This is a genomic window from Helicobacter kayseriensis, from assembly GCF_021300655.1.
In the GTDB taxonomy this organism is placed as follows: Bacteria; Campylobacterota; Campylobacteria; order Campylobacterales; family Helicobacteraceae; genus Helicobacter_G; species Helicobacter_G kayseriensis.
The window spans coordinates 1-5,482 of sequence record NZ_JAJTNB010000016.1 but is presented as its reverse complement, the minus strand read 5'-3'; the positions used below and the strand labels follow the sequence as shown (position 1 = coordinate 5,482).

Here is a 5,482-nt window from a genome sequence, read left to right as displayed (position 1 = left end):
TAAAAAACTAAAAACAAAAATGAGGAGATTTTTGAAGCGAAGCGAAAAAAATCAGTCCAATTTTTGACTCTAAGTTTTGCTTTGTTTGAACTTTTTTATGTTGTTTTTTGAAGTTATTGCGAAGGTGTATATAAGTAGAAGGTGTATTGAAGGTGTCGGTGTCTTCAAAGTGCCTAAGATAGGGAACAAAATCACTTGAATTCTGACTTTTGTGATAGTAATTCGAACTTTTGTGATAGAAAAATGGGGGCAATTCTGACTTTTGTGATAGTAATTCTGACTTTTGTGATAGCTATTTTGATATTATTCTGACACAAACATAAAATGCAAGAATAACAGAGAGCACTATGAAAGAACTAGAAAATGGATTTACACGCAAAAAATCATCAGTAGGAAGTGAAATATCAACAGCCAAAACCAAGATGAGTGCTAATGAACTAAAAGTCTTTTATCAAGTATCTACGCTCATTGACAAAGACGATGATAAGTTTATGAAATACACAATCAGCGTAAAGGACTTTGTAGGCTCTTTGGGCTTCTCTCAAACAAATATCAAGGATACTAAGGATATTTGCAGAACTCTAGCTAAACAATGCTTTGAAATCCAAGAGGGGGATATATGGAGAGTTTATCCCATTTTTGCAGGGTTTGAATTTGATACAAAAGCTCAAATGATTGGCTTTGAGTTTAATGACAAAATGCGTCCATATCTCCTCAATCTCAAGCAATTTACAAAGATTGAGAATGTGGAATATATCAAGCAATTTGAGAGCAAATACGCAATCAGAATCTACGCACTCCTAAAAGACTACCGAAAAATGGCTTACAGAGATTTTGATATGGAAGACTTACATAAAATACTTCAGCTCCCAAAGAGCTACTTAGATTATGGACAATTCAAGAAAAGGGTTTTAGACCCTGCGATAGTAGAAATAAACGAAAAATCAGACCTTTTTATCTCCAAGATTGAAGAGATTAAAAAACAGCGTAAAAAAGTGCTTAGAATACGCATTCACTTTGAAAATAAAGCCACAAAAATTGCAGAAGACAAGATTAAATATCTTCTCAAATTCTATAAAGACAATAAAGAAGCCTTTGGCTATAAGGCATTCTTAGGCTTTAAATATGAGCAAGATGGGGTAATCAGGACAATAACAAGAATCCACCAAGAAAAAGAGAATAACTATCACGCCATTTATTGTGATCATAGCGACAATGTATCTTTTTCTTGCCATGATGGAAAAACATTCCTTAATCGTCTTTGCAATGGAATTCATAATGCGATTGAAATCGAAGCAGAGCAAGAGAAACAAACAAAACTAGATTTAATTGATTGGCAAGATGAGCAAGAGAGAATCAATGCTTATAAAGAGATTATGAGAAAGTGGATTGAAAAGAGACAGAAAGAAAGCGTGAGAGTTTAATGGAATACAACAGGAGAGTCAAAGCTCTTATTTCCGATCAAATAGAAAAATTTTTATATGAATAAACCTTCTCTTTTAACGAAAGCAAGGCCCAATAAAGTATTCTTGTTTGCCTTTTGAAAATTAATTTTGTATAGAAAGCTTGATTTTTATTTTATTTTTAATTATAATCTAGTGCGCTATAGTGGGTTTAATATGGTGTCTGTTTTTACAGCATCTCCCACCAATTTAGAGCATTTTTAAAACATCTTGCAGATCACCTCTTTTTATACATTCAACTAAAAAATCTTCAACTAAATTTGTTTTAATACCGAGTACCACCGACATTGTGTGCTTATTGTTTTTTTTGTCACTATAATAATGTATTGTTTTGGAACAGGCTGCGTACATTCTATCATTCTTTCCTTCTAATAAATTTTCTCCATGAAATGCTCTATTTCTTAATGAAATTAATAAATTTATGATTGCATTATTTTTAAAAAAATCATCTCTTAACGCCATCTTCTGAGAAGATTCTTTTCTTATTTTTCCATTATATTTTTCAAGATCCATGTCTGTTGTATCAAAAATAACAATTCTTTTTCTTTCAATTATTGGTTGCCAAAATCCAAAACTCATTTTTGAAATAAATAAACATCTTAATTCTCTTCTAAAATCAAAATTCTTATTTTTCAACTTTTTTTTTAAAATATAAATGATGCTTGAATGAATCTTAATATTTTCAAAAAGTTTTTTAAACTCCTTCGTCCTTATCTTTTTAATTCTCTTTTTTACCTCTAAAATCTTTTGAGTGTCTTGTGATTTTTCATCAAGAGCTTCAAAGATAAAAGACAGATCGACCTTATATTTTTCTGAAATTTCTTTTTCTATCCAATCATTTCCAAGTTTTTCGCACATTTTTATGTCAACTTGATTCCGTATAAAAACCTCCAATATTTGCAACATGGGTGTTATTTTTCTCACAAGTTTTAAATTATCAAAATACTCATCAATATTTTTATAACTCTCAAGCCTCTCTTTTGAAAAAGCTTTTTTTATAAAACTTTCATTCATATCTTTCTCCTACAAAATCCAATATTTCATCCTTCTTTCCATTAAAAAAATAAAGAAGATGTGTTGGATCGTTTTCATTTCTTTTGTTTTTGTTCTCAACAAGAATCGCATTCAGATTTCCGCTTATTCTCCCAATATAAAATATTTTTTCATTTTTTCTATTTTCCCATAAGCCCGTAATTAAAGTTCCTTCATTTTTTCTTTGCATTTTCATTCCTTAATAATTTTTTTGAATTATACATTGGGTATTAATTATTTATAATATTAATATTAGCTATTTTATTTAGCAAAATCAAGAAAATTTTTATAATTTCAAAGCTTATTTTGGAAATCACCCCACAAAACACTTTTAATTAATGTTGAGATTAAAGAATTACACAATAAGAGAAGAAGGTTTTATAGATGATAAGAGTGGAAAACTCAAAAATTATAAAAAGTCAATATGTATTACTTTTTCATAAGCGAACTTGTGAGCGATGAAACTCACGATATAATTTTGAGCCTAAGTGAAAAGTTATAGTAGTGAGCTCACTACTATAACTAAAGTTATAAGTGAGTTTTGGTTCGCAAGCTCACTCAAAAATCTAAGGAAAAAAATGCAAGAAAAAAACTTTGAGTTTGAGGAAGTGAGAGCAGGATATACCAAACAAGAAAAATCATCTTTTCTCTCAAACTCTCATTGTAGTTTTGATGGCTTGTATTTCAAAAGCAAACCTACCAATTCCATAAAAACAATCAAAGCCATTAAAGAATCTAGGGGATCATCAATCAACTTTCAAAAAGCAAGAAGCTATTCTTATTCTCACAACTTTAGAACAGAAGATGAGAAAAAAGAAGCCAAATATCTCTTGCCAAAGGAATATCATCAAGAGAATGAGTATTGGGCGTTAAGTGATGAGAATGGAGCAATAAAATCTCCCAAAGAAATCTTCTTAGAACAAGTAAGAAGCACAAAACGTAAGGGTGGAGCTAATCCAAAGTTTGAAAATGCACACAGAGAAGCAGTCATCAATCTTAACTCTAACCACACAATGGAAGATTTACATAAAGTCAAAAAACATCTTGAGAACAAATATAAATTTATTTGCTGTGCAATAACAATCCATAGAGATGAGGGATATTTAGAAGAAATTAAAGGGAAAAAAATCCCAAAATATAACTACCATGCCCACCTCAATTTCATCACTTATGCCAATGGAAAACAACAATGGAATTTCAATAAACGCAGACTCTCTGAAATGCAAAGTGAAATTGCTCAAATTCTAGGAATGGAGCGAGGACAAGAACGCTCAAAAAAGAAGCGTTTGGCTCATCAACATTATCGTTATGTCAAGGAGCAAGAAACACTTAAAAACAAAGAAGCAGAAGTACGAGAACAATCTATCACACAAGAGAAAAAACAATCATTCTTTAGCTCTCTCTTTGGCAAAAAAGACAACATTAGTACTTCAAAACGCAAGAAAATCGCTCAATTCTATGTCGAAATAATAAAAAACAAAGGTTTTAAGGCTCAAGATTTTAAAGCAGTGCGTGGAATAGCTCAAGATCAAGATTTTAAAAGTGAAGAGCAAATTAAAAAAGAAATCATTGATTATCTCGCACAGAGAAACAAGGAGCTTAAACTCAAAACAACGCTCAAAGAGTGCATTAACTCAATCACCAAAGAAAACAAAAAACTCAAGAGAGAAATTCAGCAAAACGCCATCGACAGAGAAGAGCTAAGAATCTTAAAAGCACAAAATATCAATACTTGGAAGATTGTCGAAGAAAAAGAACAAAAAATCAAAACACTCCAAGATTTAAATATCGCCGCCAAAGAGAGCGAAAGAACCACAAATCAAACGACAATCATCAAACGGCCCCTAAATGAAGATGAAAAAAATCAAATTATCGCTCCATTAAAAAAAGAAAATGAAGAATTAGTCAAAAAGAACACAGAATTAGCCATAGAATTAAAAAACGCACTTCAAACAATACAAAACCTTAAGAATGAAATAAAATCGATTTTAGAGCCAAATAAAAGTAAAAGAATAAGTCCTCAAAGAAGAGCGGAACTTGAAAAACAAAATGGGAGAGGGAGATGAACTTACTAGACTTTATGCTCAAATCATCAGAATATATGCAAGATTATTTAGTCAGAATGACACATCACAGCACAGCTATTGAGGGAAACACACTCACTCAAGAGCAAACAGCTTCAATTCTTTTAAGTGGAGTGATCACAGGCAATGTTTTAGAAAGAGAGTTTTACGAAGTTAAAAACTACAAAAAAGTGATGCCATTTATTTTACAAAGCATTCAAGATGAACAAAAACTCACCACTCAACTCATTAAAGAGATCCATGCCCTTACAATGGAAAATCTTCTTGATAATGCAGGAAGCTTTAAAACAATACAAAACCTCATTGTGGGAGCAGATTTTGAAACAACAAAACCTTATCTTGTCCCAACAAGAATCCATGAGCTTTGCGATAATTTAGATTATCAACTTCAAAATGCAAAAGATGATGATGAAAAATTAAAAATAATCCTCAAAACACACTTTGATTTTGAAAGAATTCACCCATTTAGCGATGGAAACGGAAGAACGGGGCGATTGCTTATTTTTTATTCTTGTTTGCAAGAAAACATTCTTCCGCCCATCATTCAAAAAGAAGATAAAAACCTTTACATTGCCATTCTAAGGGAAGAAAAGCTTGATGATTTTGTTGCACTCGCAAAACAAATTCAAGCTAAAGAACAAGAGAGAATGGAGATTTTTAAGCAAAATATTAGGCAAAACACTCAAAAACTATCACCTCAAAGAAGAGTGGAACTTGAAAAACAAAATGGGAGAGGGAGATAATTCTCCCTTTATTTTTTTACCCTTACTTCTCTCATCAACCAAAAGACTATCCATTGCAAAAGTGATTAAAAAAAGGCTTTGCCTTGCTTATAGGCCTCAAAACAAACTCACCTTAACTACAAGGGAAGAAAACTATTGTAATAAGTTCTTAGTAACCGAG

The 5,482-nt window shown here is 31.4% G+C and carries 5 protein-coding genes; 3 read left to right on the top strand and 2 right to left on the bottom strand.

From position 1 onward, the window contains the following. The first annotated feature begins 347 nt into the window (after positions 1-347). Entirely contained in the window at positions 348-1,424 is a 1,077-nt protein-coding gene (locus tag LW137_RS06930) for a replication initiation protein (protein WP_233034862.1), read from the top strand. A gap of 228 nt (positions 1,425-1,652) precedes the next feature. On the opposite strand, the gene LW137_RS06925 is transcribed toward LW137_RS06930, so the two are convergent. Both LW137_RS06925 and LW137_RS06920 read right to left on the bottom strand, forming a co-directional pair. After that, the gene (locus LW137_RS06925) at positions 1,653-2,477 is read right to left on the bottom strand and encodes a hypothetical protein (protein ID WP_233034853.1); all 825 of its coding nucleotides are present in this window, start codon (positions 2,475-2,477) and stop codon (positions 1,653-1,655) included. Further along, on the bottom strand, positions 2,470-2,685 hold the full coding sequence (locus LW137_RS06920; protein ID WP_233034851.1) for a hypothetical protein: 216 nt from the start codon (positions 2,683-2,685) through the stop codon (positions 2,470-2,472). The genes LW137_RS06925 and LW137_RS06920 overlap by 8 nt, the downstream gene beginning before the upstream one ends. Before the next feature lie 388 nt (positions 2,686-3,073). On the opposite strand from LW137_RS06920, the gene LW137_RS06915 reads away from it, so the two are divergent. Both LW137_RS06915 and LW137_RS07195 read left to right on the top strand, forming a co-directional pair. Continuing rightward, positions 3,074-4,561 (top strand): hypothetical protein, encoded by a 1,488-nt coding sequence (locus LW137_RS06915; RefSeq protein ID WP_233034849.1) that lies wholly within the window; start codon positions 3,074-3,076, stop codon positions 4,559-4,561. Beyond that, entirely contained in the window at positions 4,558-5,322 is a 765-nt protein-coding gene (locus tag LW137_RS07195) for a Fic family protein (RefSeq protein WP_283092258.1), read from the top strand. The genes LW137_RS06915 and LW137_RS07195 overlap by 4 nt, the downstream gene beginning before the upstream one ends. Positions 5,323-5,482: the final 160 nt, after the last annotated feature.